Annotated in this window: 25 protein-coding genes and 1 tRNA gene; 18 read left to right on the top strand and 8 right to left on the bottom strand. The window is 73.4% G+C overall.

Translation table 11 applies throughout. The annotated features are described in order from the left end of the window. Positions 1-245: 245 nt before the first annotated feature. The 4 genes from POF43_RS29490 to rdgB all read left to right on the top strand — a co-directional run bounded on the left by POF43_RS29490 (position 246) and on the right by rdgB (position 2,798). Positions 246-998: an MBL fold metallo-hydrolase gene (locus POF43_RS29490; RefSeq protein WP_271317790.1), complete on the top strand. Its 753-nt coding sequence runs from the start codon at positions 246-248 to the stop codon at positions 996-998. Positions 999-1,062: 64 nt separating this feature from the next. Beyond that, positions 1,063-1,800 carry a ribonuclease PH gene (rph, locus tag POF43_RS29485; protein ID WP_271325314.1) on the top strand — a complete coding sequence of 246 codons (738 nt, stop codon included), beginning with the start codon at positions 1,063-1,065 and terminating at the stop codon, positions 1,798-1,800. 3 nt (positions 1,801-1,803) lie between these two features. Continuing rightward, positions 1,804-2,187 carry a hypothetical protein gene (locus POF43_RS29480; protein WP_271317788.1) on the top strand — a complete coding sequence of 128 codons (384 nt, stop codon included), beginning with the start codon at positions 1,804-1,806 and terminating at the stop codon, positions 2,185-2,187. After that, positions 2,184-2,798 carry an RdgB/HAM1 family non-canonical purine NTP pyrophosphatase gene (gene rdgB / locus POF43_RS29475; RefSeq protein WP_271325313.1) on the top strand — a complete coding sequence of 205 codons (615 nt, stop codon included), beginning with the start codon at positions 2,184-2,186 and terminating at the stop codon, positions 2,796-2,798. Before POF43_RS29480 ends, rdgB begins: the two co-directional genes overlap by 4 nt. Positions 2,799-2,849: 51 nt before the next feature. Here rdgB and POF43_RS29470 read toward each other — a convergent pair. The 5 genes from POF43_RS29470 to bcp form a co-directional block, all read right to left on the bottom strand. Next, positions 2,850-2,923 (bottom strand) — tRNA-Leu (locus POF43_RS29470). A 2-nt stretch (positions 2,924-2,925) separates the two neighbouring features. Beyond that, positions 2,926-3,420 (bottom strand): HNH endonuclease signature motif containing protein, encoded by a 495-nt coding sequence (locus POF43_RS29465; RefSeq protein ID WP_271317786.1) that lies wholly within the window; start codon positions 3,418-3,420, stop codon positions 2,926-2,928. After that, complete coding sequence (locus tag POF43_RS29460) at positions 3,417-4,046, bottom strand: HNH endonuclease family protein (RefSeq protein WP_282698977.1); 630 nt, start codon at positions 4,044-4,046, stop codon at positions 3,417-3,419. The genes POF43_RS29465 and POF43_RS29460 overlap by 4 nt, the downstream gene beginning before the upstream one ends. Positions 4,047-4,144: 98 nt before the next feature. Beyond that, positions 4,145-5,638 (bottom strand): MFS transporter, encoded by a 1,494-nt coding sequence (locus POF43_RS29455; RefSeq protein WP_271325441.1) that lies wholly within the window; start codon positions 5,636-5,638, stop codon positions 4,145-4,147. Between the two features lie 101 nt (positions 5,639-5,739). Continuing rightward, the gene (gene bcp, locus POF43_RS29450) at positions 5,740-6,207 is read right to left on the bottom strand and encodes a thioredoxin-dependent thiol peroxidase (RefSeq protein WP_271317938.1); all 468 of its coding nucleotides are present in this window, start codon (positions 6,205-6,207) and stop codon (positions 5,740-5,742) included. Between the two features lie 205 nt (positions 6,208-6,412). Between bcp and POF43_RS29445 the strand changes: the two genes are divergently transcribed. Together POF43_RS29445 and POF43_RS29440 are read left to right on the top strand one after the other, a co-directional pair. After that, positions 6,413-6,736 (top strand): DUF3618 domain-containing protein, encoded by a 324-nt coding sequence (locus POF43_RS29445; protein WP_271317939.1) that lies wholly within the window; start codon positions 6,413-6,415, stop codon positions 6,734-6,736. 165 nt (positions 6,737-6,901) lie between these two features. After that, positions 6,902-7,204, top strand: a complete 303-nt coding sequence (locus POF43_RS29440; RefSeq protein WP_271317941.1) for a GroES family chaperonin — start codon at positions 6,902-6,904, stop codon at positions 7,202-7,204. Between the two features lie 172 nt (positions 7,205-7,376). Here POF43_RS29440 and POF43_RS29435 read toward each other — a convergent pair whose 3' ends face one another. Further along, positions 7,377-9,710, bottom strand: a complete 2,334-nt coding sequence (locus POF43_RS29435; RefSeq protein ID WP_282704853.1) for a transglycosylase domain-containing protein — start codon at positions 9,708-9,710, stop codon at positions 7,377-7,379. Between the two features lie 292 nt (positions 9,711-10,002). Here POF43_RS29435 and POF43_RS29430 point away from each other — a divergent pair, with 292 nt between their 5' ends. From POF43_RS29430 to POF43_RS29420, 3 genes are all read left to right on the top strand, one after another. After that, positions 10,003-10,806 (top strand): ABC transporter permease, encoded by an 804-nt coding sequence (locus tag POF43_RS29430; protein WP_271316258.1) that lies wholly within the window; start codon positions 10,003-10,005, stop codon positions 10,804-10,806. A gap of 124 nt (positions 10,807-10,930) precedes the next feature. Beyond that, a complete protein-coding gene (locus POF43_RS29425; RefSeq protein ID WP_271324428.1) occupies positions 10,931-11,695 on the top strand; it encodes an ABC transporter permease in 765 nt (254 codons plus the stop codon). After that, positions 11,695-12,699 (top strand): ABC transporter ATP-binding protein, encoded by a 1,005-nt coding sequence (locus POF43_RS29420; RefSeq protein ID WP_271324427.1) that lies wholly within the window; start codon positions 11,695-11,697, stop codon positions 12,697-12,699. The genes POF43_RS29425 and POF43_RS29420 overlap by 1 nt, the downstream gene beginning before the upstream one ends. A 143-nt stretch (positions 12,700-12,842) precedes the next feature. Here POF43_RS29420 and POF43_RS29415 read toward each other — a convergent pair whose 3' ends face one another. Beyond that, positions 12,843-14,174, bottom strand: a complete 1,332-nt coding sequence (locus POF43_RS29415) for an SGNH/GDSL hydrolase family protein (protein WP_271316257.1) — start codon at positions 14,172-14,174, stop codon at positions 12,843-12,845. Between the two features lie 168 nt (positions 14,175-14,342). Between POF43_RS29415 and POF43_RS29410 the strand changes: the two genes are divergently transcribed. The 7 genes from POF43_RS29410 to POF43_RS29380 all read left to right on the top strand — a co-directional run bounded on the left by POF43_RS29410 (position 14,343) and on the right by POF43_RS29380 (position 22,152). Continuing rightward, on the top strand, positions 14,343-14,573 hold the full coding sequence (locus tag POF43_RS29410) for a hypothetical protein (protein ID WP_282704852.1): 231 nt from the start codon (positions 14,343-14,345) through the stop codon (positions 14,571-14,573). Positions 14,574-14,687: 114 nt separating this feature from the next. Continuing rightward, positions 14,688-16,292: a DUF445 domain-containing protein gene (locus POF43_RS29405; protein WP_372516151.1), complete on the top strand. Its 1,605-nt coding sequence runs from the start codon at positions 14,688-14,690 to the stop codon at positions 16,290-16,292. Positions 16,293-16,462: 170 nt separating this feature from the next. Continuing rightward, positions 16,463-17,317, top strand: a complete 855-nt coding sequence (locus POF43_RS29400; protein WP_271316254.1) for a fumarylacetoacetate hydrolase family protein — start codon at positions 16,463-16,465, stop codon at positions 17,315-17,317. Between the two features lie 161 nt (positions 17,318-17,478). Further along, positions 17,479-18,684, top strand: coding sequence for an FAD-dependent monooxygenase (locus POF43_RS29395; RefSeq protein ID WP_282704851.1), 1,206 nt, complete (start codon positions 17,479-17,481; stop codon positions 18,682-18,684). Positions 18,685-19,124: 440 nt separating this feature from the next. After that, on the top strand, positions 19,125-19,850 hold the full coding sequence (locus tag POF43_RS29390) for a hypothetical protein (protein WP_271324174.1): 726 nt from the start codon (positions 19,125-19,127) through the stop codon (positions 19,848-19,850). Positions 19,851-19,924: 74 nt separating this feature from the next. Continuing rightward, entirely contained in the window at positions 19,925-20,716 is a 792-nt protein-coding gene (locus POF43_RS29385; protein ID WP_271317274.1) for an HAD-IIA family hydrolase, read from the top strand. 233 nt (positions 20,717-20,949) lie between these two features. Then, the gene (locus tag POF43_RS29380) at positions 20,950-22,152 is read left to right on the top strand and encodes a low temperature requirement protein A (RefSeq protein WP_282704850.1); all 1,203 of its coding nucleotides are present in this window, start codon (positions 20,950-20,952) and stop codon (positions 22,150-22,152) included. A 569-nt stretch (positions 22,153-22,721) separates the two neighbouring features. Here POF43_RS29380 and POF43_RS29375 read toward each other — a convergent pair. After that, entirely contained in the window at positions 22,722-23,102 is a 381-nt protein-coding gene (locus tag POF43_RS29375) for a hypothetical protein (RefSeq protein ID WP_271325853.1), read from the bottom strand. 495 nt (positions 23,103-23,597) lie between these two features. Here POF43_RS29375 and POF43_RS29370 point away from each other — a divergent pair, with 495 nt between their 5' ends. Continuing rightward, positions 23,598-23,750: a hypothetical protein gene (locus POF43_RS29370; RefSeq protein WP_271325852.1), complete on the top strand. Its 153-nt coding sequence runs from the start codon at positions 23,598-23,600 to the stop codon at positions 23,748-23,750. Between the two features lie 469 nt (positions 23,751-24,219). Beyond that, positions 24,220-24,675, top strand: coding sequence for a MarR family winged helix-turn-helix transcriptional regulator (locus POF43_RS29365; RefSeq protein WP_271318208.1), 456 nt, complete (start codon positions 24,220-24,222; stop codon positions 24,673-24,675). The last annotated feature ends 9 nt before the right edge of the window (positions 24,676-24,684 follow it).

The following is a 24,684-nucleotide window of genomic DNA, read 5'->3' as shown; positions in this document are numbered from 1 at the left end:
CCCCGCGCCCCCGGCCCGCCCGCCGGGGGCGCACTCGCGTTCACCCCCTCACCCGCCACGCCCGCCCGTACTGGTGATTCCGCCCACAACAGCGCCCCGTGAAGGACCCGCCGACCCGCCCGCGCCTTACCCTCGACTGCACGGCGCCGCCCGGCAGCACCGCGCCGCCACCCGCGTCGCGCCCGACCGGGCCCCGGCGCACGCCACCGAACACGCAAGCCCCCCGGACCCCTGGAGGCTCCTGCATGAAGCTCACCGTCGTCGGCTGCTCGGGATCGTTCCCCTCCACGGAATCGGCCTGCTCCAGCTACCTCGTCGAGGCCGACGGCTTCCGGCTGCTCCTCGACATGGGCAACGGCGCCCTCGGCGAGTTGCAGCGCCACTGCGGCCTGTACGACCTGGACGCCATCGTCCTGAGCCACCTGCACTCCGACCACTGCATCGACATGTGCGGCTACTTCGTCGCCCGCTACTACCGGCACGACGGCGGCATGGCCCCGCCCATCCCGGTGCACGGCCCCCGGGGCACCGAGACCCGCCTGGTCACCGCCCACGGCGACCTGCCCGACGACAAGTGCATGAGCGAGGTCTTCGACTTCCGCACCCTCACCCCCGGCCGGCTGCGCGTCGGCCCCTTCGACCTCACCGTCGACCAGGTCAGCCACCCCGTCGAGGCCTACGGCATCCGGGTCGAACACGACGGCCGCGTGCTGACCTACTCCGGCGACACCGGCCCCTGCGACGCCCTCGGCCGGCTCGCCGACGGCGCCGACCTCCTGCTGTGCGAAGCCTCCTTCACCCACGGCAAGGAAGACGTCCCCGACCTGCACCTCACCGGCCGCCAAGCCGGCGAGTACGCCGCCCGCGCCCGCGCCGAACGCCTCGTGCTCACCCACATCCCGCCGTGGACCGACCCGAAGACCGCGCTCGCCGACGCCCGCGCCGCCTACCGCGGCCCCGCCGAACTCGCCCGCGCCGGAGCCGTCTACCACGTCTGACCCCGGCGCGGCGCCCCCGCCACCACGGCGGAGGACGCCGCGCCGACCGGGATAGGCTCCCCGCATGTCTCGTATCGACGGCCGTACCCCCGAACAGCTCCGCCCCGTCACCATCGAACGCGCCTGGAGCAAGCACGCCGAAGGCTCCGTCCTCGTCTCGTTCGGCGACACCCGCGTACTGTGCACCGCCAGCCTCACCGAAGGCGTCCCGCGCTGGCGCCGGGGCAGCGGCGAAGGCTGGGTCACCGCCGAGTACGCGATGCTGCCCCGCGCCACCAACACCCGCGGCGACCGCGAATCGGTCCGCGGCAAGATCGGCGGCCGCACCCACGAGATCTCCCGCCTCATCGGCCGCTCGCTGCGCGCCGTCGTCGACACCAAGGCGCTCGGCGAGAACACCGTCGTGCTGGACTGCGACGTCCTTCAGGCCGACGGCGGCACCCGCACCGCCGCCATCACCGGCGCCTACGTCGCCCTGGCCGACGCCATCGACTGGGCCCGCGACCACAAGGTCATCAAGGCCAAGGCCCAGCCGCTCACCGGCGCCGTCAGCGCCGTCAGCGTCGGCATCATCGACGGCGTCCCCATGCTCGACCTGCGCTACGAGGAGGACGTCCGCGCCGAGACCGACATGAACGTCGTGTGCACCGGCGACGGCCGCTTCATCGAGGTCCAGGGCACCGCCGAAGGCGCCCCCTTCGACCGCGCCGAACTCGACGCCCTGCTCGACCTCGCCGTCAGCGGCACCGCGCAGCTCGACGCCATCCAGCGCGCCGCCCTCGCCGCCCCCCGGCAGGACTGACCCGTGCGCCGCCTCGTCACCCTCGCCGCGGCCGGCCTGCTCACCGCCCCGCTGCTCACCGGCTGCGGCTCCGACGGCTCCAGCGCCGACTGCCCCACCGTCGCCCACGACGTCTCCGGCCAGGTCGACGCGCTGCGCTCCTCCATCGGCACCGCCGCAGCCGACCCGCGCGACGCGGCGACCGCGCTGCGCCGCATCCAGCAGCACCTCGACGACATCGCCGGCCGCACCAACGGCGACGCGGCCGCCACCAAGGCCGTCGGCGACCTGTCCCTGGCGGTCTCCAACGTCAAGAACGACCTCGACAACGGCGTCCGCCACCCCGACATCACCCCGGTCACCCGCGGCTCCGCCGCACTGACCGCCGCCTGCCCCACGAAGGGATGACCGTGCCCACCCCGCGCCTTGTCCTGGCCACCCGCAACGCGCACAAGGTCACCGAACTGCGCGCGATCCTCGCCGACACCGGACTCGGCGTCGAACTCGTCGGCGCCGACGCGTACCCGCACATCCCCGACGTCAAGGAGACCGGCGTCACCTTCGCGGAGAACGCGCTGCTGAAGGCGGAGGCGCTGGCCACCGCCACCGGGCTGCCGACCGTCGCCGACGACTCCGGCCTGTGCGTCGACGTCCTCGGCGGCGCCCCCGGCATCTTCTCCGCCCGCTGGGCCGGCCGGCACGGCGACGACGCCGCCAACCTCAGCCTGCTGCTCGCCCAGCTCGCCGACATCGACACCCCGCACCGCGCCGCGCACTTCGCCTGCGCGGCGGCGCTCGCCCTGCCCGACGGCACCACCCGCGTCGTCGAGGGCCGGCTGCGCGGCACCCTGCGCCACACCCCGGCCGGCACCAGCGGCTTCGGCTACGACCCGGTCCTCCAGCCGGAGGGCCACACGGTCACCTGCGCGCAGCTGACCGCGGAGCAGAAGAACGCGATCAGCCACCGGGGGATCGCGTTCCGCGAACTGGCGCCGCTGGTGGCGCAGTTGCTGCGCTGACCACGCCGAAGGCCGGCCCCCGCGAGGTGCGGGGGCCGGCCTGGTGGTGAGTGAGCCTGGTGGGATTCGAACCCACGACACGCGGTCCCTAAAACCGCTCCCTCTAGCCGCTGGGGTACAGGCCCGCTCACGATTGTATCGGCTGCCGTTGCCGCCGGGCGAAGTTCATGGTCTGGCTGTGGCACGACGGGCACAGGTACCGCAGGTTCTCCCGGCGGTTGTCGAGCCTGTCGCCGTTGACGTGGTCGATCTCCAGCACGAGACGCCGCCCCTGCCAGCTGTTCCCGAGTCCGCAGCCGCCGCAGCGGTACGGCACGCCCACCTCCCGCAGTGCCCGGTCGAGCAGCCGTGTCCTGCGGCGTGCCGAGCCGGGCTCCAGCCGGCGAAGGATCGTCTCCGCCGACCAGCGGTGCGGTGAAACGGTGCCCCGGTAGTGCCCCTGACCCGTGAAGTGGTCCGTCGGGACGGCCGCCGACGTGAGGCACCGCTTGATGTGGCGTCTGGTCGCCGTGCTGACCGGCAACCCCAACTCGCGCAGCAGCCCGGCCACGCTGACCGACCGGGCCACGGCTGCGCGCAGCGCCTCCGGTTCCACCGGCGCGTACGTCCTGCGCGGTGTCATCTGGCCACCGCCGCGCGTTTGCGTCCCCGGTACGTGTCCGTCGTGGCGTGGCAGTTGGGGCACAGCAACCGCAGGTTCTCCGGACGGTTGTCCCACCAGTCGCCGCTGACGTGATCCACCTCCAGGCGGAGCGCCTTGCCGCACCACACCGGTCCCACCCCGCACATCCCGCACTCCTCGGGCACCCCGGCCGCCAGCAGTGCCGTGCGCAGCCGGCCGGGTGGCCGGCGCCCGCGGTCCGGGGAATCGAGCACGAGCAGATCGCGTCCGGCGGACCGCCGCGAACGCCGGCCGCTGACGGTGAAGTGCGTGGTGGGGATGCCCAGGCGGGCGATGCGCCGGCCGATGTGCGCCTGGTTCCCGCCGACCGGGTCGATGCCGAGGCGCCGCACGGTCTCATTGATGCTCACCGACGCCGCGACCGTCTTCCGCAGTCGCTCCTCCGTGTGCCGCATCCCTTCCCGTTCCAGATGCGTGGCGTCGATCCCCCACGCGCGGATGAGCCGCCAGGCGTAAGCGCGCGAGCCGTCGGTGACCTCGCCGCCCAGGGCGGTGATCACCTCCGACACCCTGCGCGCCCCCGCCACCGCCCCCGCCAGCCCCTCCCGCGTATACCGCGTCCCCATGACGGAACCCCCTCCGGTTCGTTCACGTATGCCGTCTTCGCACACATCAACGAGCCGGAGGGGGCTCGGGTCACGCCGGGAGTGGGGACGGGGGAGGGTCAGAACTTCGGGTCGTGGGTCTGGGCCTCGACGAGGTCGACGGCCTCCTGCTTGGTGCCGACCGCCGGGGGCGACCCGTCGAGGGGCTTGCCGGCGGTCTCGGGGATCAGGGCGACCGCGATGACGCCGATGACGGCGAAGAACATGCAGTAGTACGCGGGCATCATCTTCGTACCGGTGAGGGAGATCAGCGCGGTGATGACGAGCGGGGTGGTGCCGCCGAACAGCGAGGTGGAGACGTTGTAGCCGATCGACAGCGCGCCGTAGCGGATCTGGGTGGGGAAGAGCGCCGGGAGCGCCGCGGACATGGTGCCGAGCAGGCAGACCAGGGACAGGCCGAGCATCAGGATGCCCAGGCTGACCCAGAAGGGGCCGCCGAGGCGTACCAGCAGCAGGCTCGGCGCGGACAGCACGAGGAAGCCGAGCATGCCGGCCATGAGCAGCGGTTTCCGGCCGAAGCGGTCGCTGAGCCGGCCGACCTGGTTGATGACGAGCATCATCAGGGCCATCACGGCGAGCAGGATGACCAGGCCGTTGGTCACGCTGTACTTCAGCTCGTCGGACAGGTACGTCGGCATGTAGGACAGCAGCATGTAGTCGGTCACGTTGTACGCCGCGACCAGCGCGACGCACAGCAGCATGCGGCGCCAGTGCTCGACGAAGATGCCGCGGAACTCGCCCTTGGCGGAGGTCTCGGTGCCGTGCGCGGCCTCGGTGGCCCGTACCCGGGTCAGCGTCTCGGCCTCCAGGCGCTGGAACGCCGGCGTCTCGTCGAGCCGCAGCCGCAGGTAGAGGCCGACCGCGCCGAGCGGACCGGCCACCAGGAAGGGGATGCGCCAGGCCCACGCCTGCATCGAACTGTCACTGAGCGTGGCGGTGAGCACGACGACCAGGCCGGACGCGCCGACGTAGCCGGCCAGGGTGCCGAACTCCAGGAAGCTGCCGAAGAAACCGCGGCGCTTGTCGGGGGCGTACTCGGCGATGAACGTCGAGGCGCCGCCGTACTCGCCGCCGGTGGAGAAGCCCTGGACGAGGCGGAAGAGGATCAGCAGGGTCGGCGACCAGAAGCCGATCGCGGCGTAGCTGGGGATCAGACCGATGGCGAAGGTGCCGATCGCCATCATGATCATGGTGACGGCCAGCACCTTCTTGCGGCCGATGCGGTCGCCGATCGGCCCGAAGACCGCGCCGCCGACGGGCCGGACGAGGAAGGCGACGGCGAAGGTGGCGAAGGAGGACAGCAGCGAGACGGTGGCGTTCCCGGACGGGAAGAAGACTCTGCCGAGCGTGACGGCGAGATAGCTGTAGATGCCGAAGTCGAACCACTCCATGGCGTTGCCGAGCGCCGCGGCCTTCACGGCGCGGCGCACGGCGCTCTCGTCCGTCACGGTGATGTCGGTGCGGCGCAGACGTGGGTGTCTGCGCCGCTCGATGGCGGCGAACAGGGTCCGGTGCCGGCGGTACGCGGCCTGATCGGGCGTGTCCTCGGGCATCACGGCGGGGATTCCTCTCGTCCGTCCTACTTCCACTTACGGCAAGGGGAACGTCTGCGCAATTCGCGGGGAGGTAAACCCGGGTTGTCCGAAGAGTGTCTTTACAGACCGAGGTCCTTGATGATTTTGGCCACGTGGCCGGTGGCCTTCACGTTGTACAGGGCGCGTTCGACGGCGCCGTTCTCGTCGACGACGACGGTGGAGCGGATGACGCCGGTCACCGTCTTGCCGTAGAGCTTCTTCTCGCCGTAGGCGCCGTAGGCCTCCAGCACCTTCTTGTCGGGGTCGGCGACCAGGGTGACCTTGAGGTTCTCCTGGTCGCGGAACTTCGCGAGCTTGTCCGGCTTGTCGGGGGAGACGCCGATGACGTCGTAGCCGGCGCCGGTGAGCAGGGCGAGGTTGTCGGTGAAGTCGCAGGCCTGCTTGGTGCAGCCGGGGGTGAGGGCGGCGGGGTAGAAGTAGACGATGACCTTGCGGCCGTGGTGGTCGGCGAGCGAGACCGGTTTCCCGTCGGCGTCGGGGAGGGTGAAGGCGGGGGCGGTGTCGCCGGGGTTGAGGCGTTCGCTCATGTCGCTGCTCCTGTGACCTTGCCGTGCGGGACGGCGGGTGTCGTGAACGGTATGTAGGGGTTGAGCCTAGACGGGTTGGGACGGGGTGCCGGGCGGCAAGGCGGGGGGTGAGCTGACAGACTGTCCGCACGGTTTGGACAACGGTATGGATATCGGCCCAGGGGTGTTCGGCCCCGGGGTGACGGCACGAGACGGAGGCGGCGCGGTGTCGGACAGCAGGACTCCGGCGGAGATCGAGGCGGACATCGTCCGCAGGCGGGCGGACCTTGCCGCGACGCTGGACGAGATCGGCGTCCGGGTGCATCCGAAGACGATCGTCGGTGTCGCGCAGGACTCGGTGCGCCAGGCGGTGGACCGCAGCGCGGGCCGCGCTTACGTGGCGGTCAACCGGGCGGTGACGAATGTGCGGGGCCAGCTGGTCGGCCCGGACGGTGCGCCGCGGCTGGAGCGGGTGGTGCCGGTGGCGGTCGCGGCGGTGGCGCTGATCGTGGTGGTCGCGAGCCTGTCGTCGCGGCGCAGGCGGCGCTAGCGGCCGCGCCGGCGGTGTGCCGGGCGCGGCCCCGGGCGCGGTCCCGGGTTCCGGCGGACGGGTCCGGGGTCCGGGCCCGCCGCCGGGCCGGGTAACGTCGTGCCCGTGAGCTCGCATACGTCCATCGGTGGGGACGACAACTCCTCCGACAAGCTGCCGATCCGCATGCTGCACGACCGGGTGCTGGTGAGCACCGACATCCCGGAGGGGGAGCGGCGGTCGACCGGCGGCATCCTCATCCCCGCGACGGCCGCGGTGGGCCGCCGTCTGGCGTGGGCCGAGGTGGTCGCCGTGGGGCAGAACGTCCGGACCGTGGAGACCGGTGACCGGGTGCTGTACGACCCGGAGGACCGCGCGGAGGTCGAGGTGCGGGGGGTGGCGTACGTGTTGATGCGCGAGCGCGACCTGCACGCGGTGGCCGCCGAGCGGCTGGGTGGCTCGGAGGATTCCACGGGCCTGTATCTGTGACGGGTTCTTTTCCGTGACGGGCCCGCGTCGGTGACGGGCCCGTATCGCTGACGGGTCCGTTTGCGTGACGGGTCCGTGTCTGTGACGGTGTCCGCCTGAGGGGGCGGGTGGTGGCCGGGTGGCCGCCGCCCGCCCCTCGTGCGTGGCGCGCCGCCGTGCGCGGCGCGGCGGGTCAGCCGTCGTCGCCGCCCGTGCCGTCGCCGTAGCCGCCGGAGGAGTCCCCGCCGTTGGCGCCGTTCCCGCCGTAGTCGCCGCCGCCGTAGTCGTCACCGGTGCGGCCGTCGCCACCGTTGTCGTCACCGTTGTCGTCACCGGTGCCGTCGCCGTTGTCGCCGCCGGTGGGGTCGTCGGTGGGCGGTGCGGTGGGGCGGTGGTGGTGGCGGGGGGTGGTGTCGTCGCCGGGGGTGTCGGAGGGGTCGTCGGAGGGGCCGTCGGTGGGGTCGTCGCCGCCCCAGGGTTCGTCGTAGCCGTCGTCGGCGCCGGGCATCATGTCGAGGTCGAAGTCCTGCGACGGGCGGTCGCCGAGGGCGGCGGCGGTGTAGTCGGCCCAGATCCGCGCGGGGTAGCCGCCGCCGTTGACCCGGCCCAGTCCGGTGGCGCCGTAGAGCGGTTCCTGGCGGCCGGTGGTGGAGTCCTGGCCCATGACGGCGACGACGGTGACCAGGTCGGGGGTGTAGCCGGCGAACCAGGCGGCCTTGTCGTCCTCGGCGGTGCCGGTCTTGCCGGCGGCCGGGCGGTCGGCGTCCTGGGCGGCGGTGCCGGTGCCGTCGGGGGCGTCGACGACGTCCTCCAGCATGGCGGTGGTGGTGTCGGCCGCCTCGCGGGAGATGGCGCGCTGCGGGGTGCCGTCGGGCAGCTTGACGGTGCGGCCGTCGCGTTCGACGCGGGTGACGAGGATGTCGGGCCGGTAGACGCCGTGGTTGTCGAGGGTGGCGTAGCCCTGGGCCATGTCCAGCGGGCTGGCGGTGGCGACGCCGAGCGCGATGGAGGGGTAGGGGCTGAGGCTGGGGGTGCCGGGCGGGATGCCGAGGGCGACGGCGGTGTCCTCGACGTTGGCGGGGCCGACGTCCTGGGCCATCTGGGCGTAGACGGCGTTGACGGACTTGTTGGTGGCGTCGGAGACGGTGATGTCGCCGTAGGAGCGGTTGTCCTCGTTGGCGGGGGCGAAGGCGATCCGGGCGCCGTCGACGGGGCGGTGGTTGGCGCCGTCGTAGTGGGTGCCGGGGTTGATGATCCGGCCGTCCTGGGTGCGGGCGTGGTGCTGGACGGCGGCGGCGAAGACGTAGGGCTTGAAGGTGGAGCCGACCTGGTAGTCGCGCCGGGTGGCGTTGTCGACGAACTGCCGGGTGTAGTCCACGCCGCCGTACAGGGCGACGACGTGGCCGGTGGCGGGGTCGACGGAGGCGCCGCCGACCCGGACGTAGCGGTCGGGGCCGGTGGTGCGCAGCCGGTTGAGCAGTTGGGCGCGGGCGGCGGCGGAGAAGGCGTCCTGGCGGGGTTTGTCGATGGTGGTGGTGATGCGGTAGCCGCCGGAGTCCAGGGAGTTCTCGGCGAGGACGTGGTGGTCGAGCAGGTAGGCGCGGACGGCTTCGACGAGGTAGCCGCGCTGGCCGGACAGCCCCGGCGGGACGTGGACCTGGTCCGGGGCGGGGAAGCGCATGCGGGCGCGGGCGGCCGGGGCGAGCCAGTGTTCCTTGACCATGCCGTCCAGCACGTAGTTCCAGCGGGCGACGGCGCGGTCGCGGTTCTGCGGGTTGGCGACGACGTCGTAGGCGCTGGGGGCGTTGAGCAGCGAGGCGAGGTAGGCGGCGCGGGCGGTGTCGAGGTGGGCGGCGTCGAGGTGGTAGTAGGCCTGGGCGGCGGCCTGGATGCCGTAGGCGTTGCGGCCGAAGTAGCTGGTGTTGAGGTAGCCCTGGAGGATGTCGTCCTTGGTGTGTTCGTGGTCGAGCTTGAGGGAGATGAAGAACTCCTCGACCTTGCGGCTGACGGTCTGCTCCTGGTTGAGGTAGTAGTTCTTGACGTACTGCTGGGTGATGGTGGAGCCGGACTGCTTGCCCTTGCCGCTGACGGTGTTCCAGCCGGCCCGTAGCATGGCGCGCGGGTCGATGGCGTCCTCGTGGTAGAAGTCGCGGTCCTCGGCGGCCAGCGCGGCGCGCTGCATGGTCGCGGGGACCTCGCGCAGCGGGATGTTCTCCCGGTTGACCGCGCCGCTGCTGGCGATCTGGGTGCGGCCGTCGGCGTAGAGGTAGACGTTGCTCTGGGCGGTTGCGGTGGCGTTGGCGGCGGGGATGCCGACCAGCAGGTATCCGGCGGCGAACGCGCCGCCGAGCAGCAGGGCGGCGAGCAGCAGGCCGCCGGTGACGATCCGCCAGGTGGGCACGAGCCGCCGCCAGCCGTGGCGCCGGCGGGCGGCGCGGCGGGCCGCGCGGCGGGCGGGCCGGTCGGCCCGGCCGGGTTCCGGGCTCGGGGGCCGGGCGGGCGGTGGGGGCGGATCGTCGCTGCTCATGTCGGTTCGGGCTCCTCGGCCGCCGCGTCCGGCGGCGGTGCGGTCGGGGGTGCGGTCCGGTGGCTGCCTGCGGTGTCCGGGAACTGTTCGACGCGTCATATGACCGGAAATCACTGTTTCATCCGTCGCGTTGACGGGCATCACGACGGCCCCCCGGGCGGCGGCTAACGGCTGGTCCTTTGACCGGAACGGCGGAAAAACCGGTGGCCGCGCCGTCGTCGGCTCTCCTAGGCTGGCGCGCTTTCGGCGAAGCGGGTTCCGGCGAGGGTTCCGGGGGACGGAGGGGCATGGCGTGGGGGTGTACCGAGCCGTGCTCGCGGGCGGCTTCCGGCGGTACGCGACGTACCGGGTGGCGACGCTGGCGGGGGTGTTCACCAATGCCGTCTTCGGCATGATCATGGCGTACACCTACATCGCGCTGTGGCGGGTGCGGCCGCATCTGGGCGGTTACGACGAGACGCAGGCGGTGACGTTCGTCTGGCTGGGCCAGGCGCTGCTGACGACGACGGCGCTGATGGGCGGCGGGTGCGAGACGGAGCTGATCAACCGCATCCGTACGGGTGACGTGGCGATCGACCTGTACCGCCCGGTGGACCTTCAGGGGTGGTGGCTGGCGACGGACCTGGGCCGGGCGGCGTTCCAGGTCGTGGGGCGCGGGGTGCTGCCGATGGCGGTGGCGGCGCTGCTGTTCCCGCTGGCGTGGCCGTCGTCGCCGCTGGTGTGGCTGGCGTTCCTGGTGGCGGTGGCGCTGGGGGTGGTGGTGAGTTTCGCGGTGCGGTACCTGGTGGCGCTGGTCGCGTTCTGGCTGCTGGACGGCGCCGGGGTGGTGATCCTGTCGAACCTGGTGGCGTTGTTCTTCTCCGGGATGGTGCTGCCGCTGACCGTCTTCCCCGGCGCGCTGGGGACGGCGGCGCGGGTGCTGCCGTGGTCGGCGCTGCTCCAGGTGCCGGCCGACGTCTTCCTGGGCCGGGCGGGCGGTGCGGCCGGGGTGCTGGGCCGGCTGGCGTTCCAGGCGGCGTGGGCGGCGGTGCTGCTGGGCGCCGGGCGGCTGATGCAGTCGGTGGCGACGCGCAAGGTGGTGGTCCAGGGTGGCTGACGCGGGGGTGCCGCGGGCGGGGCGGCCGGTGCGGCCGTTTCCGCCGGGGGAGCCGGTGCCGCCGGAGGAGCCGGCGTGGCGGCGGCCGGCGGACGGGCTGCGGGCGTACGGCCTGATCGTCGGGATGTGGACGCGTTCGGCGCTGGCGTACCGGTTGTCCTTCGTGATGATGACGTTCGGCAACGGTGCGTTGACGGCGCTGGACTTCGCGGCGGTGGCGATCATCTTCGGGCACACCACCCGGCTGGGCGGTTTCTCGCTGGCGCAGACCGCGTTCCTGTACGGCACCTCGGGGATGGCGATCGGACTGGCGGACCTGCTGCTGGGCAGCATGGACGGGCTGGGCCAGCGGGTACGCGACGGCACGCTGGACGCCATGCTGGTGCGGCCGGTGCCGGTGTTCGTGCAGGTCGCGGCGGACCGGTTCGCGCTGCGGCGGCTGGGCCGGGTCAGTCAGGCGGCGCTGGTGCTGGCCTGGTCGCTGTCGCGGCTGGACGTGGCGTGGACACCGGGCACGGTGCTGCTGCTGCCGGTGATGCTGGTCAGCGGCGCGGCGATCTTCTCGGCGGTCTTCACCCTGGGCGCGGCGTTCCAGTTCCGCTTCGGGGACGCCTCGGAGGTGCAGAACTCGTTCACCTACGGCGGCAACGCGCTGACGCAGTACCCGCCGACGGTGTTCGCGAAGGAACTGGTGCGCGGGGCGACGTTCGTCGTTCCGCTCGCCTTCGTCAACTGGCTGCCCGCCACGCTGATCCTGGGCACGCCCCAGCCGCTGGGGCTGCCGCGGTGGGTGGACTGGGTGTCGCCGCTGGTGGCCGCCGCGGTGTGCGCGGCGGCCGCGGTGGCGTGGCAGGCGGGTCTGCGGTCGTACCGGAGCACGGGGAGCTGATGATGGGTCGTACCGAGGTACGTGACGGCACCGGGGGCACCGGTGACGCGGTGATCCGGCTGGACGGGGTGTGCAAGGTCTTCGACGTGTACCGCAGGACCGGGCTGCTGCGCCGGGAGCGGCGGGAGGTGCGGGCGGTCGACGGGATCTCCTTCGAGGTCGCCCGGGGCGAGACGGTGGGCTACATCGGGCCGAACGGCGCGGGCAAGTCCACCACGATCAAGATGCTCACCGGCATCCTGGTGCCCAGCGGGGGCAGCGTGCGGGTGGCCGGGATCGATCCGTCGCGGGAGCGGACCCGGCTGGCGCGGCGCATCGGCGTGGTCTTCGGGCAGCGCACCACGCTGTGGTGGGACCTGCCGCTGCGCGACTCCTACGACCTGGTGCGCCGCATGTACCGGGTGGAGCCGGCCCGGTTCCGCGCCAACCTGGACCGCTGCGTGGACCTGCTGGACCTCGGGCCGCTGCTGGAGGTGCCGGTGCGTCAGCTGTCGCTGGGCCAGCGGATGCGCGGCGACATCGCGGCGGCACTGCTGCACGACCCGGAGGTGCTCTACCTCGACGAGCCGACCATCGGTCTGGACGTCATCAGCAAGGCGAAGGTGCGGCAGTTCCTGGCGGAGGTGAAGGCGGCCGGTGCCACGACGGTACTGCTGACCACGCACGACCTCACCGACATCGAGCAGTTGTGCGAACGGGTGATGGTCATCGACCACGGCCGCCTGGTGCACGACGGCGACCTGGCCGGCCTGCACGCGGTGGGCGCCAGCGAACGCGTCCTGGTGGTCGACTTCGCCCGCGAACTGCCCGCCGTCGACGTCCCCGGCGCCCGCACCGTCCGCGTCGAGGGCCCCCGCCAGTGGCTGTCCTTCCCCGCCTCGGCCAGCGCCGCACCCCTGGTCGCCGAGGTCGCCGCCCGGTACCCCCTGGTGGACCTGTCGGTCCGCGAACCGGCCATCGAGGAGGTCATCGCCCGGCTGTACGGGGACCGGGCGTCGCTGTGAACGCGGGCCGGCGGACGGTGTTCCGGCCGGCGGTGCGGTGGATGGGCGGTGCGGCGGCTCGGCGGCGCGGCTGGCGCGGAGCGGTGAGCGGGCCGACGGTGCGGTGGATCGGAGGTGCCCCGCGGTGCCGGGCCCGGGGTGGGTCAGACGCCGGCCGGGGCGGGGCCGGTCAGCAGGGGCAGCGGGACGGCGTCGGCCATGGCGCGGTAGCCGGCGTCGCTGGGGTGCAGGTGGTCGCCGGAGTCGTAGCGCGGCAGCAGGCGGTACGGGGCGGCCGGATCGCGCAGCGCCTGGTCGAAGTCGACGTAGGCGTCGTAGACGTGGCCGGCCCGGATGGCGGCGTTGACCTGTTCGCGTTCCAGGTTCAGCCGCGCGGTCCAGCCGACGTGGCCGCCGAACGGGGTGAGGGTGGCGCCGACCACCCGGACGCCGTGCGCGTGCGCCTCCCGGGTGATCTGCCGCAGACCGGCGACGATCTGGGCGGCGGTGCTGCGCTGCGGGGCTTCCAGGATGTCGTTGATGCCGATGTCGACGACCAGCGTGCGCACCCCGGGGGCCGACAGCGCGTCACGGTCCAGCCGCGACAGCGTGTTAGGTCCCCACAGGGTGCCGGCCGGCGCGTTCGTCAGCAGCCGGTTGCCGCTGATGCCCTCGTTGAGGACGCCGAGGCGCGGGCCGTTCCGGCTGGCCTGGAGGCGTTCGGCGAGGTAGTCGGGCCAGCGGTGGTTGGCGCCCATGGTGGACGTCATGCCGTCGGTGATGGAGTCGCCCAGCGTGACGACCGAGCCGCGTGCGTCGTCGGTCCACACGTCGACGCCGGTGACGTACCGCCAGTACGGGTCCTGGCCGGTGAACGCGGTGCCGTCGGTGTCGCCGGTGTGGTCGCCGCGCGCGACGTAGGAGGTCTGCCGGGCGTGCGGGTGGAAGGTGACCGGGCCCGAGGCGTACGGGGTGTAGGTGCTGATCAGCAGGTCGGACTCGGCGGGCACCCGCAGCCGCACGGCGTCGGAGGTGACGTCGTGCCCGATGGGGATGCTGATGGCGTCCCGGCCGCCGAAGGTGAGGGTGGTGATGGCGCCGGGCACTGCGTCCGGGTCGCCGGGGCCGGCCGCCACGCCGAGCGTGACGTGGGTGAGGACCAGCGGCACGGTGCCGAACAGGTTGGACAGCACGACCCGGGCGGCGGTGCCACCGGCGGAGGCGTGCACCACGTTGCGCACCGACAGGCCGGGCAGGCCGTTCGGGGTGCCGGGTTCGGCGGCGGTGGGCGCGGTGGCCCAGGTGCCGACCCAGTCGCCGGAGTCGGCGGGTTCCGCGGGCGCGGCGCCGGTGGCCGCGGTGGCGGAGGTGTGCGGCCGGGCCGCCTCGACGGCGGCGCCGCCGCCGGTGCCGACGCCCAGCACGATGGCGGCGCAGATCGCGACGACGGCCGCCGTCACGGCGGCGAGCAGGGCATAACCGGACGTGCGGGTCATGCGGCGCCTTCTCCTCGGGTGTTCGAGCGGACGGAACCGGTGGATCCCGTTGAGCGGGAAAACGCGCTCGGGCTGTGCCGCGACGCACCGCTCAGGGATTCTCGGGGTCGGAATCAGGGAGTTACCAGGGCTCCCCGCCCACCGGTCCGGGCCGGTTGCCATGATCCCATGGACCGTGCGGGGTCCGCCCGGTGGCCCGGCTCGGCGACATCGTCACTGGTGTCGCCGGCATCGCCGGTCGTCATCGTCTGCGTCACGGTCTGCGTCATGGCCTGTGTCAGGGGCTTCGTCACCGGCTTCTTCGCCGGCTTCATCACGGTCTCCGGCGATGAAGACGGCGGCGGGGGCCGGTTCGTTCCCCCGTTCGGGGAATCGAAGGGATATTTTTCCGGATGGTGATCTTTCCGGGCCGGATGGTGATCATTTCGTCACCCCGGAGTCCGGCCGGTCCCGCGACGATCGACGGATGGTACGCGCCCGGTCACTCCGGGGCACGGTGAACGGAGGAACGCGGTGACGGACGCGGAACCAGGGGCCACCGGCCCCGGCGGCGCACGGAAGGCCGGGCACGACCCACGGAAGGCCGGCGGCGCACGGGACGCCGGGCGCGACCCACGACCGGGCGGTGGTGCGTCGTCGGCTTCAGGGGGCACGCGGTCGGCTTCGGCTTCGGACCCGGGCGGCGCGCGGCAGGCGTCGGCTTCGGCTTCGGGCGGTACGCCGTCCTCGGGCCCGGGCGGTACGTCGCCCGATCCGGCCCCGGACAGCTCGCCGTCCTCGGACCCCGGCCCCGGCGGCCCACCCGACCCGGAGCCGGGCGCGCCGGCCGCCCCCGCGGGGAACCGGTTCGGGCGGGGGATGGCGCTGACCGCGGCCGACGAGGAACGGCGGCGTGGCGTGCGGCGGATGAAGCTGATCGCGACCGGGTTCCTGCTGACCGCGACCGTGGTCTACGCGCTGGCGAAGTGGGCCGGAGCCTCCGGCGCCGGCGCCTGGAGCGGCTACGTGGCGGCCGCCGCGGAGGCGGGCATGGTCGGCGCGCTGGCCGACTGGTTCGCGGTGACCGCGCTGTTCAAGCGGCCGCTGGGGCTGCCGATCCCGCACACCGCGATCATCCCGACGAAGAAGGACGTGCTGGGCCGCTCGCTGGGCGACTTCGTCGGCGAGAACTTCCTGTCCGCCCAGGTGGTCCGCACCCGGCTGCGGGCGGTCGGCATCGGCGCGCGGGCCGGCGCGTGGCTGGCCGAGCCCGACCACGCCGACCGGGTCACCGAGCAGGCGGCGGCCGCGCTGCGCGGCGCGCTGACCGTCATGCGCGACTCCGACGTACGGGCGGTGGTCGGCGAGGCGATCACCCGGCGTGCGGAGGGCGTGGAGATCGCGCCGGGCCTGGGCCGGACGCTGGAGCGGATCGTCACCGACGGCGGCCACCACCGGATCGTCGACCTGGTGTGCGCCCGCGGCTACGACTGGCTGGTGGCGCACGACGACTCCGTCATGCACGCCGTGCAGGGCGGCGCCCCCGGCTGGACCCCGCGGTTCGTGGACCGCCGCATCGGCGAACGCGTCTACCGCGAACTCGTGCGCTTCGTCCGCGAGATGCGCGACATGCCCCAGCACCCGGCCCGGCAGGCGCTGGACCGCTTCCTCGGCGACTTCGCCGGCGAGTTGCGCACCGACCCCGACACCCGCGAGCGGGTGGAACGCCTCAAGCGCGACCTGCTGGCCCGCGACGAGGTGCAGGACCTGATCAACTCCACCTGGAACGCGGTGCGTTCGACCGTGGTCAGCGCCGCCGACGACGACCGCAGCCAACTGCGGCTGCGGGTGCGGGCCTCGCTGCTGGGCCTCGGCGCCCGGATGGCCGCCGACCCGGCGCTGCGCGCCAAGGTCGACGGCTGGGTGGAGGAGGCCGCGGTCTACGTGGTCACCACCTACCGCGACGAGATCACCTCGTTGATCTCGGAAACGGTGGCCGGCTGGGACGCCGAGCAGACCTCCCGCAAGATCGAGGCACACGTCGGCCGCGACCTCCAGTTCATCCGGATCAACGGCACGGTGGTCGGCGCGCTGGCCGGGCTGGTGATCTACGCGGTCTCCCGGCTGGTCGGCGGGTGAGGCCGGGTGCCGGGCCGTGGCGGACGCCGGCGCCGCGGTCCGCGGGGGATCATGGAGGTGGCCGTCCGGCCGTCCCACGCCGCCGGACGCGACCGCGACCGTGAACATGCATATGAACGTGAACGTGAAGGCGAACCGGATGAGCCGGTGAGCCGGACGAGGGAGCCCGCATGAAGCTGCTGCGTGTCGGACCGGCCGGTGCGGAGCGGCCGGCGTTGCTGGACGCCGGCGGCACCCGGCGTGACCTGTCCGGCCTGGTCGCCGACATCGACGGCGGCCTGCTGGCGGACGACGCCGCGCTCGCCCGGCTGCGCGAGGCCGCCGCGTCCGGCACGCTGCCCGTGCTGGACGCCGCCGAACGGGTCGGGCCGCCGCTGGCCCGGATCGGCAAGATCGTCTGCGTCGGGCTGAACTACCACGACCACGCGGCCGAGGTCGGGGCCGCCGCGCCGGCGGAACCGGTGCTGTTCATGAAGGCGCCGGACACCGTGGTCGGCCCGCACGACACCGTCCTGGTGCCGCGCGGGTCGGTCAAGACCGACTGGGAGTGCGAACTGGCCGTCGTCATCGGCCGCACCGCCCGCTACCTGGACTCGCACGCCGAGGCGATGGCGGCCGTCGCCGGCTACGCGCTGTCGCACGACGTCAGCGAACGCGCGTTCCAGAACGAACGCGGCGGCCAGTGGGACAAGGGCAAGAACTGCGAGACGTTCAACCCGCTCGGCCCCTGGCTGGTCACCGCCGACGAGATCCCCGACCCGCAGGCGCTGCGGCTGCGCACCTGGGTCAACGGCACCCTCATGCAGGACGGCCGCACCGCCGACCAGATCTTCCCGGTCGCCGAAGTGGTGCGGTACATCAGCCGGTTCATGACGCTGCGCCCCGGCGACGTCATCAACACCGGTACGCCGGCCGGGGTGGCGTGGGGGCGGCCGGAGCCCCGGCCGTTCCTGCGGGCGGGCGACGTGGTGGAGCTGGAGATCGAGCAACTCGGCCGCCAGCGGCAGGATTTGGTCAACGCTTGACTCTCTGTCAGGCTGACGGGCTTTCGGGGAGTTCGTGATCTTCGGGTGGTGGGGGCCGCCCGGGGCGCCGGGGCTCCCCGGCGTCGGCAAGGCGGCCGCGGGGCCGGGCGGTCAGGGCCGTCCGGCGGGCGCGGCCACGAGGACGGTTCAGGGGGCGGGACATGCGGGGCGGACGGGTCGCGGTGGTCGGCGGCAGCATCGCGGGATGTGCGGTGGCCATGGCGGCGCACCGGGCGGGCGCGGCGGAGGTGGTCGTCTTCGAACGCACCCCCGGCCGGCTGGAGGACCGCGGGGTGGGGGTCGGGGTGCGCGCCGACCTCTACGAGGAACTGGCCGGCGCCGGCTACCTCGGCGACGACGCGCAGTACGTACGGCTGGACCGGCGCGCCTGGTTCACCGCGGACGGCAGCCGCACCGGCCGGGCGGTCGGTGCGATGGAGTTCTCCTTCCGCGCCTACAACTGGGGTTTGCTGTGGCGGGCGTTGCGCGACCGGGTGCCGGAGCGGGTGGACTACCGCCGCGACACCCCGGTCGCCGCGGTCACCGCCGGCACGGACGGCGCCCGGGTGGCGCTCGCCGACGGCACGGCCGAACGGTTCGACCTGGTGGTCGGCGCCGACGGCTACCGGTCGGTGGTGCGCGAGGCGATGTTCCCCGGCGTACGGCCGCAGTGGGCCGGCTACCTGCTGTGGCGCGGGATCGCGCCGGCCCGGCTGATGCCGCCGCGCGAGACCGGGTGGCGCGACGGGGACGCGGCGATGATCGGCTTCCCCGGCGGCCACGCGATGGTCTTCCTCATCCCGGACCGGGACGGCGGCGAGCAGGTCGTCAACTGGGCGCTGTACTCCCGGCCCCCGGCGTCCGCCGTGCTCGACCCGGCCGACCCCACCAGCCTGCCGCCCGGCACCGTCACCGCCGACCTGCTGGCCCACCTCGATCTCCTCATTGATGAACTGCCGCCCTACTGGGCCGAGTTGGTCCGGCTGACCCCGGCGCCCGAGATCTTCGTCCAGCCGATCTACGACCTCCAGTCCGGCTCGTTCGCCGCCGGCCGGCTCGCGCTGGCGGGGGACGCGGCCGCCGTCGTGCGCCCGCACACCGGCGGCGGCGCGGTGAAGGCCCTCCAGGACGCGATCGCGCTGGAGGCCGCGCTGTCCGGCACCGACGACCTCGACGCGGCCCTGCTCGCCTACGACGTACGCCGCGCCCCGATCGGCCGCGCGATGGTGGCCCTCGGCCGCGGCCTGGGCACCGCGCAGGTCCTCGACACCCCCGACTGGGCGGCGATGGACCAGGACGCGCTGCACGCCTGGTGGGCCGCGATTCCGGGGCAACTGCCGCTGGGGGGACGGGCGTTGATCGGCTGAGTGGGGAGGGGTGGGGCGTGGCGCGTTTGCCGGTGGGGGTGGCGCGTCGGCCGGTGGGGTGGCGTTCCGGGCGGGTGGCGTTCCGGGCGGCGGAGTGGCGGGCGGTGGCGTGAGGGCCGGTGGTGCTCCGGCCGGTGACGTGGGGCCGGGAGAGTGATCCCGGCCCCCTCCGGGCGGTCCCGTCCTCGGAGGGGTGACACGCCGCGTGCGGGGGCCGGGTTCGGGGTCCGGGGTCCGGGCCGGGGACTTGAGGCTGAGCGGTGGGGTTCGTTGGGCTGTTCGGCTGGGATCGCGGGGGGCTGAGGGAGCGGCGCGGTGTTGTGATGATCGGCTGATGCGACATTCGGTGTGTCCATCCCGTCCGGTGTGTCCGTCCGGTCCCGCCGTGCCGCCCGCCCGGCCGGTCCGGCGCCGCACCGCCGACGCCGAAGGTTCCGCCCATGCACCCCCGCCGCGCCCTCGCCCTCGCCGCCACCGCCGTCATCGCCGCCACCGTTCCGCTGCTGACCGCCGCCGCCCCGGCGCCGGGCAACTCCGCCGCGCCGCCGGCCGATCGCGCGCCGGTGTGCGGGAACCCGGCGGCCCGCGGCTTCCCCATCGACTCCCGCCTGCACGACGGGCCTTCGGGGTACGCGCCGGGGCTGGAGGCGGACGGCTTCGCGCTGGACCTGACCAACACCACCGACGGCGCCTGCCGGGACGTCCACCCCTTGGTCATCCTGGTCGACCGGGACGGCACGCTGACCGGCGACCAGTTCACCCTGCGCTACCGGCCGCCCGGCGGCGACTGGCGGGCGGTGCCGTTCGAGAGCACGGACCGCGGCGAGTTCGTCGGCATCCCCGGCGGCCAGAACGGTCCCGGCCTGACGATCCCGGCCGGTGCCACGGTCACCGTGCGCCTCCAGCTGTGGTTCGCGCCGAGCGCACCGGCGGACCGGGTGGTGGCGTCGGCGACCACCATGCAGCGCCGCGGGCAGGACGGCTCGTGGGTCGCGGAGTCCAACCACTACCCGTTCGACATCGTCCCGGCACCGCCGACGCTGGCCGACACCGGCGCCGGCTCCGGCCGCCCGGACGGCGCGCTGTTCGCCACCGGCGCGGCGGCGGCCGCCCTGATCGCGCTGGGCACCGCGCTGGTCGTCGGAGCCCGGCGCCCCCGGGACTGACCGGCGGTCCCGTACTACGCTGGGGAGCGCGACCGTCACCACGTCCGCGTTCCGCCGTCGAAGGAGACCCCTCCGTGCCCGAGCGCAAGCCGATCGAGTCCTGGCTGACCGACATGGACGGGGTGCTGACCCACGAGGGCGTACCGATCCCGGGCGCGGACGAGTTCCTGCGCCGGCTGCGCGAGTCGGGCAAGCCGTTCCTGGTGCTGACCAACAACTCGATCTACACCCCGCGCGACCTGCACGCCCGGCTGGCCCGGATGGGCCTGGACGTCCCGGTGGCCAACATCTGGACGTCCGCGCTGGCCACCGCCCGGTTCCTCGACGAACAGCGCCCCGGCGGCACCGCCTACGTCATCGGCGAGGCCGGGCTGACCACCGCGCTGCACGACATCGGATACGTGCTGACCGACGCCGAACCCGACTACGTGGTGCTCGGCGAGACCCGCACCTACAGCTTCGAGGCGCTGACCCGGGCGATCCGGCTGATCAACGACGGCGCCCGGTTCATCGCCACCAACCCCGACCACACCGGCCCGTCGGCGGAGGGCGCGCTGCCGGCCACCGGTTCGGTCGCCGCGCTGATCACCAAGGCCACCGGCAAGGACCCGTACTTCGTCGGCAAGCCCAACCCGCTGATGATGCGCGCCGGACTGAACGCCATCGGCGCGCACTCCGAGACCTCCGCCATGATCGGCGACCGGATGGACACCGACGTGCAGGCCGGTCTGGAGGCCGGCATGGAGACGTTCCTCGTCCTCACCGGCCTGACCAGCCCGGAGGAGATCGACCGCTTCCCGTTCCGCCCCTCCCGCGTCGTCGACTCCATCGCCGACCTGATCCCCCTGGTCGGCCCCGACGCCTGACGCGCCCTTCGAGCGGCGGGCAGCCGGCCGGTGTGCCGGTTCGAGCCTCTCGGTCATCGCGTCGGGTCCGTGCGGCGGGCAGCGGACCGGTGTGCCTGTTCGGAATACCGTTGTGAGTGTCAACGAGTAGTCAACGGTTTTCCGGAGAGCCGGGTTCGAGGAGACCGGACCGGCGGCCGGGTGCGGCGTGCCGGGGGTGCTCCCGGTGGGTGCGGTGGTCGAGAGTGGCCCGCATGACCGCCTCGACGCTGCGCCGCATGACCCCCCGCCGCCGGGACGAGCCGCACCGGGCGGCCACCCCGCTGGAGCTCCTGTTCGACCTGTGCTTCGTGGTCGCCGTGGCGCAGGCCGGCTCCCGGCTGGTGCACGCGCTGGCCGAGGACCACGCCGGGCACGGGGCCGCCGGCTACGTCTTCACGTTCTTCGGGATCTGGTGGGCCTGGATGAACTTCTCCTGGTTCGCCTCCGCCTACGACACCGACGACGTGCCGTACCGGGTCGCGACGCTGGTGCAGATCGCCGGGGTGCTGGTCTTCGCGGCCGGGGTGCCGAGCGCGTTCGACCGGAGTGACTGGCTGATCTCGGTCATCGGTTACGTGATCATGCGACTGGCGCTGACGTTCCAGTGGCTGCGGGCGGCTCGCGCCGCGAACGGTCCGGCGCGGCGGACGGCGCTGGTCTACGCGGCCGGGGTGGTGGCGTGCCAGTTGGGCTGGGTGGGCCTGCTGTGGGTGCCGGCCGGCCGCTGGCAGCCGGTCTGCTTCGTGGTGCTGATCGTCGCCGAACTGTCGGTTCCGCTGCTGGCGGAACGCGGTCACACCACCCCCTGGCACCCGGAGCACATCGCGGAACGGTACGGGCTGTTCACCCTGATCGTGCTGGGCGAGACGGTGTCGGCGGCCACGCTGGCGGTGCAGTCCGCGCTGGACGAGCACGACGCGCTGGACCGCCTGCTGCCGATCGCGGCCGGCGGACTGCTCATCGTCTTCGCTGCCTGGTGGATCTACTTCGCGGTGCCGATCCACGGTCACCTGCGCTCCAACCGGCAGGCGATCCCCTGGGGTTACGGGCACTACGCCGTCTTCGCCTCCGCCGCCGCGATCGGCGCCGGCATCGAGGTCTCCGTCGAGCAGGCGGTCGGCGCCACGCGGCTCGACGTCACCGCCGCCTCCGCCGCGGTGACCGTCCCCACGGCCGTCTACCTGCTCACCCTCTGGCTGCTGCACGCCCGCCACTACAAGCGCGGCCCGCTCCAGCAGGCGGTTCTGCCGGTGACGTCGGTCGCCGTGCTGGCGGTGACGTTCACCGGCCGCGCCGCCGTTCCCTGCGCCGGCGTGATCTGCGCACTGGCGGTGGCCGTCGGGGTGACGCTGGCCGCGAGGACGGGGGAGGGACCGTCCGACGAGGAGGAGGCGGGGGCGGAGGCGGAGGAGTGATCCGCCGGCCGTATTCGTCGCGATGAGCTGCGGCATATCCGAAAGGGCGTAACGGGGACGGCAGTTGCCCGGCCGGGTGACCAATATGCGTCCGCGTGGACGGGACTTGCCGTGCGGAATTCCCCCAACGCGCTCATGCCATTGCGGATTCCCCGGTACTCGCGCGGAATTCATCGCGGTCGGTGCGGCGAGGAAAGCAGGGCAAGCAGGGTAAACGGAGCCGTGCACCGTGAACAGCCGGTTCCCGGAAATCCCGCAACGCGATTCCGCTGCGGGCGGCCGGGCGGCCGGGCGGCCGGGCGGCCGGGCGGCCGGGCGGCCGGGCGGCGGGGCGAGCGGTGATGCCCCCTCAGGGCCGCATGGTGGGCGGCGTTCTCCTGCCGGGCGAGGTCCGGGGGAAACGCCCTGCTGCCACCGTTTCCCACCCTGCCCTGCCCGCCGGGCAACGGCGCAGGCAGGTGTTCTCATGCCTCGCATACGAAGGAATCGCACGTCGTATCAGATTTCCGTGCGGGCTTGCGTCCATTGCGGTGATTATTCCGGCGAGGCGTTCGTCTGATTGTAAAACATTAAGGAAATATCGGATCAACCAATCGATCAACGGCGGACTGGAGCAACGTATGAACCCTCGTCGCCAAGGCCAATCCTCCGATGCCCGGCGCTCCAAGCGCGCCGTCAGGCGGGGCAGCGGTGCCATGATTGCTCTCCTCGTCGCGCTGTCGGGTGCCGTCGCCGCGTTCGAAGGCCCGGCCGCCGCCAATGACAGCCACCACGTGGGAACCCGTCACGACGGCGAGCCCCGCCCCCACTGGGATGTTCCTCACCACGAGGGGACGCACCCTTACGGAGAGCCTCGCCACCACGAGGGGACGCACCACTACGGGGAGCCTCATCACCACGGAGGCGTTCACCACCACGCGGGGACGCACCACTTCGGTGAGCCGCGTCATCACGGCGGGATGCCCCACCACCACGGCGGGATGCCGCACCACCACGGGGGAATCCCGCACCACCACGGGGGAATCCCGCACCCCGGGCACGGCCTCCCCGGGCTGCCGGGAAGAAACGGCCATGACGGCCCTCCCGGCCCGAGGGGCCCTCGCGGTCCGGTGGGTCCGGTGGGCCGGGGTGAACGGGGGCCGAGGGGTCCTCGCGGTCCGGTGGGGCCGGTCGGTAGGGGCGAACGGGGCCCGGCGGGTCCGGTGGGCCGGGGCGAACGCGGCCCGATGGGTCCGGTCGGTCCGGTGGGCCGGGGTGAACGCGGCCCGATGGGCCCCGCCGGTCCGGCAGGCCGTGGACGCGTTGGTCCGGCTGGTCCGGCCGGTCCCGCGGGTCCGGCCGGACCCAGGGGGGAGCGGGGCCCGGCAGGCCCCGTGCGGCCGGGCGCGGTGAGGGCGACGTGTGGTGGCCTGGGCGACATCTGCGAAGGAGGCTGGAAACAGCTGATGTTCGGTTACCGCGCGGAGAACGCGCCGTGCAGCGGCGTGGGTGACATCTGCGAAGGAGGGTGGGAGCAGGTGAACGTGGACTTCCCGGAGCTCGGCCACCGTGTCCGGTCGGTCGATGACGAACTGGACGCGATGCTGGACCAGGGCTGATTCCAGGTCCAGGGAACCCGACCGTCAAAGCGTGGAACGGCAGCCCCGCCCGGAACACTCCGGGCGGGGCGTCGCCGCGTCTCCGGAGGTGTCATGTCGTGCCTCCGGCGCGCAAACCGTGGCACCGGGAACCGTCCGACCCACTGGTGAGCGGTCCGCCGTCGGCGCGGAGGGGCCTCGCCCAACTCGGCCGCGTGCGGTACCACGTTGGATGGGGGAGCGCCGGAGGGGTCGGGGAACGGGGAGGACGCGGCGGCGGAATGGGTGCGCGGCGGCGAGGGCCTGCGGGGTACTCGGTGGCTGCCGGAGAGCGGCGGCCTGGAGGGGCGCACCGCTGAGGGGGAGGCCCGGGAGCCGCATCGGCTTCACCGCAGGTGGGAGCCCGGTGCCCGGTCCCGAGGCGTGCCTCCGGTGGGGTCCGGCAGCGGAGCTCTGGTCATTACCTCGGACAAAGAGTTAACGTGAAGATGTGACGACGGCGGAGCTTCCCAGTGGGCTCGCGGAGGTGCTGGCCGGCATTCAGCGGCTGGTGCGGCGGCGGGTTCGCCGCGACGTGGCCGGGCCCCGGCTGCGCGGCGCGCAGACCGAGCTGCTGGCGCTGGTCGCGGAACGGCCGGGGATCGGTGTCTCGGCGGCGGCCAAGGAGCTGTACCTCGCCGGGAACTCCGTCTCGACGCTGGTCAACCAGCTCACCGCCGCCGGGTTGCTGAGCCGCGGGACCGACCCGGGCGACCGGCGTTCCGCGCTGCTGCGCCCCACGGCGGACGGGCTGGCCCGGCTGGCCGACTGGCGTGCCCGGCGCGGCGAACTCGTCGCCCGCCAGGTGGCCGCGATGTCCGGCGCCGACCAGGCGCTCCTGGCGGCCGCGTTGCCCGCGTTGCGCAGGCTCGCGCAGCGCCTGCACGAGGAAGTGGAGGGGACATGAGCGACGAAG

The sequence above is a fragment of the Streptantibioticus silvisoli genome, assembly GCF_027947535.2.
Taxonomy (GTDB): domain Bacteria; phylum Actinomycetota; class Actinomycetes; order Streptomycetales; family Streptomycetaceae; genus Streptantibioticus_C; species Streptantibioticus_C silvisoli.
This window is presented reverse-complemented; position numbering and strand designations above follow the sequence as displayed.